This window comes from Corynebacterium sp. c24Ua_83, assembly GCF_039907245.1.
GTDB lineage: Bacteria > Actinomycetota > Actinomycetes > Mycobacteriales > Mycobacteriaceae > Corynebacterium.
This window is the reverse complement of the sequence record NZ_JASBOI010000039.1, coordinates 1-3,771: the sequence shown is the minus strand read 5'-3', so window position 1 is coordinate 3,771 and position 3,771 is coordinate 1. Positions and strand designations below refer to the sequence as shown.

General features: G+C 61.2%; 1 protein-coding gene and 2 pseudogenes. 2 read left to right on the top strand and 1 reads right to left on the bottom strand.

The genetic code is table 11. The features are described from left to right. Positions 1 to 289 (top strand): integrase core domain-containing protein (locus QKE30_RS10705; protein WP_347934670.1); only part of this gene is annotated, 289 nt, incomplete at its 5' end. 102 nt (positions 290 to 391) lie between these two features. After that, a pseudogene (locus tag QKE30_RS10700) lies at positions 392 to 1,921 on the top strand (peptide MFS transporter); the annotation flags it as partial. On the opposite strand, the pseudogene QKE30_RS10695 reads toward QKE30_RS10700, so the two are convergent. Then, a pseudogene (locus QKE30_RS10695) lies at positions 1,865 to 2,957 on the bottom strand (Xaa-Pro peptidase family protein). The pseudogenes QKE30_RS10700 and QKE30_RS10695 overlap by 57 nt on opposite strands. Positions 2,958 to 3,771 lie beyond the last annotated feature (814 nt).

Here is a 3,771-nt window from a genome sequence, read left to right as displayed (position 1 = left end):
ATCACTGAAGTACTCCACCGCTTTGGCCGAAGCCGAGATCCGGCCGAGTGTCGGCACAGTCGGAGATTCCTATGACAACGCGCTGGCCGAGACAGTCAACGGTCTCTACAAGGCTGAACTTATCCATCCTCAAGGCCCATGGACATCAGTAGGAGAAGTCGAGCTAGCCACCTTGCGGTGGGTGCACTGGTGGAACACCAAACGTCTTCACGAGGCGTTGGACTACGCCACCCCACAAGAAGTAGAAACCGAGTACTATCTCACCGAGCCCATCAACACAGGGCCGTAAAAGAAGCGGAACTAAACCCAGGACGCTTCAAACCCGGAGGATTCTCCAGCACCAGACGGAGCCTCCACAGCAACCGCGCACTCATCTAGCGCGCACCAGAACGAACGGACCTTCTTCGGACACCCCTTCGGCCTAGCCAACCTTTCCGGCGTGGAGATGTGGGAGCGCTTCAGCTTCTACGGCCTCCAGGCCCTGTTGGTCTACTACCTGTACTACTCCGTCACCGAAGGCGGACTGGGCATGGACGAGGGCACCGCCGTTTCCATCGTCGGCGCCTACGGCGGCCTGGTGTACCTGACGGGCGTGGCCGGCGCGTGGGTAGCCGACCGTATCCTTTCGGCGGAACGCACCCTGTTCTACTCCGCTGTGCTGGTGATGCTCGGCCACATCAGCTTGGCCGTTCTGCCGGGCTATGTCGGCGTGGCCCTGGGCTTGGTGTTCATTGCCGTGGGCTCCGGCAGCCTCAAGACAACCTCTCAGGTGGTGCTGGGTGCCCTCTACGACCACGATGATCCCCGCCGTGACGGCGGCTTCTCCATCTACTACATGGGCGTGAACATCGGTGGCCTGCTCGGCCCGTTGATCACCAACGCACTGTGGGGCTGGAAGGGCTTCCACTGGGGCTTCGGTGCTGCAGCCGTGATGATGGCTATCGGTCTCGTCCAGTACACCCTGCTGCGCAACCAGACCATTCGGGATGCCGGCCACGATGTGGTGAACCCGCTGCCGCACAAGAAGTACCTGCCGGTATTCCTCGGCGCCGCCGCGGCGGTCGTCGTCTTCGTGCTGTTGTTCACAACGGGCGTGCTGCACGTCTCGCAGCTGTCCAACATCGCGGCCCTGCTGGCCGTTGTCGTCGCCGTTGTACTGTGGGTGCAGATGTACCGTTCCGACCTGATCACGGACGTCGAGCGTTCCCGCCTGGTCGGTTTTGTCCCCATGTTCGTGGCTTCGGTCGCGTTCTGGTCTTTGTTCCAGCAGCAGTTCACGGTGATTGCCCTGTACTCGGACCAGCGTCTGGACCGCACCATCTTCGGCCTTGAGCTGCCCCCGGGCGTGGTGCAGTCCATCAACCCGCTATTCATCATCCTGTTCGCTGCCGTGTTCGGCGCGATGTGGACGAAGCTGGGGGATAGGCAGCCGTCTTACGCAACGAAGTTCTCCCTGGCGCTGATTGTGATCGGCGTTGCTCTGGTGCTGTTCATCCCGTTTGCCGGTGGTGGTGCGAACTCCACCCCGCTGTGGGTGATGGTGTTGATTCTGTTCCTGTTCACGATGGCGGAGCTGATGCTGAGCCCCGTGGGTAACTCGATGGCCACCCGTTTGGCGCCTGAGGCGTTCCCCACCCGCATGTTCGGCCTGTGGCTGCTCTCTGTCAGTTTGGGCACCGCGCTGTCCGGCAGCCTGGCGGGCTTCTACAACCCCGCCGATGCGGCCGCGGAGCGGACTTACTTCATCGTGATGTTCGCGGTGATTGTCGGCCTGGGAGTGCTGATGCTCCTGAGCCGCAAGTGGATCCTCAAGAAGTTTGTGGATGTTCACCAAACCCAGCTGGCAAACCAGCTAGGCTTTCTCTCACCCCACGCGCACAAGCTCGTGGGGTGTTGTGTTGATGGGCTCTACCTTTTCTGACGCCACGATCACAATGTCTTCGATGCGTGCGCCCCACTGACCGGGGATGTAGATGCCGGGTTCAATGGAGAAGGCCATGCCCTCTTCAATCACAAAGTCGTTGCCCGCGATGATGAACGGCTCCTCGTGGCAGGAAAGCCCGATGTCGTGGCCGGTGCGGTGGATGTAGTACTCGCCGTAGCCGGCTTCCTCGATGATGTCGCGGACGACCTTGTCGACTTCGCCGGCCGTCACGCCTGGCTTGGCGAATTCCAGCCCGGCCTCCTGGGCGCGCTGCAGCACGTCGTAAATCTTCTGCTGCTCGTCCGTGGGTTCGCCGACGACGTAGGTGCAGGTGCAGTCCGAGTGGTAGCCGCTGGCCAAGGTGCCGCCGATGTCGACAACCACTACGTCGCCGGACTCGATCACGCGATCGGAGTGGTCATGGTGTGGGTCCGCGCCGTGCGGACCGGAGCCGACGATGATGAAGTCCACGACCTCATGCTCTTCGAGGATGAGGCGCTCCAGTTCCTTGGCCACGTCGTTCTCGGTCACGCCCGCGCGCAGCAGGTTCGGGACCTGGCGGTGGACCTCGTCGATGGCGGCACTTGCGCGGCGCAGCTCGGCAAGCTCTTCGTCGTCCTTGCGGATGAACGCCTGGGCGAAAACCTGGGTGGCGTTGACGGTGGAGATACCGCGGGACTGCCAGCTCCAGCAGGTGGTCGGCGGTCATGGCCGCGCTGACGGCGTAGGAGCCTTCGGCGATGTAGCCATAGGGGTCTTCGCCGTCGTTCCACCCGATGATCTCCACGCCGAGTTGGCCGGCGACGGATTTCTTCAGGTCAGCGACATCCACGCCGGGAACGATGATGCGGGTGGCGTCCTTAGTAAGAACCAAAGCCGTGAACCGCTCGTGCGTGGTGATCTTCGACGAGATCAGGTATTCCATGTCCGGACCGGGGGTAACGATCACGCCGTCCAGGCCCGCCTGTGCGGCGATGTCGCGGACGGTGGAGAGACGCTTGCTAAACGTTTCGGTTGGGAAGAATTCACTCATGGCCACCAAGGTACGCCCCGGGGTTCGGGGGAGTGGTGGGGTGGAAAGGAGGGGCGGTAGATCCTAAAGCTCCTACTCGCTGTTTAATAGATTGGTCGAGGGCGGATTGTTCTGACGGTCTATCCAGCACCTTGGCGGTGCCCCCTTCGGGCAACCAGTCGAGGAAGCTGGACCCGATAACTTTGTGAATCCCGGCCTGCTGGAAATCGTCACCGCTAAGCAGGCGCTCGGAATGTTGGAGTAGGTCGTCGAGGGGAAGCTCCATTACAGCGTGACTGATCACAGAGGCTTCAACCCCACGGTGGGGTTGGCGCGGACTTGGACGTACAAATCCAGCAAATAGCTTCATGTCCTGAGCATAAGCCGGGGCGGAGGATGCCCCGAGCAGGCTTTCGATGTTGGCGTGGGGCGATGTTGTGACGAGTAGCCAGCACGGCTTGGAGCCATTTAATAAGCCCGACCCCGGGTGGCTCCGGGGAGCAAGATCGAAGGTGCTGCGCCGGGCGAAGGAGTCAGCGGCAGCGGACTGCTCGAATAGCCACCAGGTTTTCCCGTCGGTGAGGATCCGGTTCTAGTGGGAGCCATCTTGGCTCATGCGGGTGGTTACCTAGCCCGCGAGTTGGTTGATGTGGTCCGCGTCGGCGGGAGTAAAAATGAGCACTCCAAGCACAACAGTGATGTCGGGTAGTCGACCCAGAGCACGAGATTTCGGTAATATGCGTTCTCCGTCTACTTATGACTACGCTAAATTCGTCCATGTGCCGGGGGATCAAAGTTGTTTGTGTGCGACAGCCACCTAGGGCGTAAGCTACGA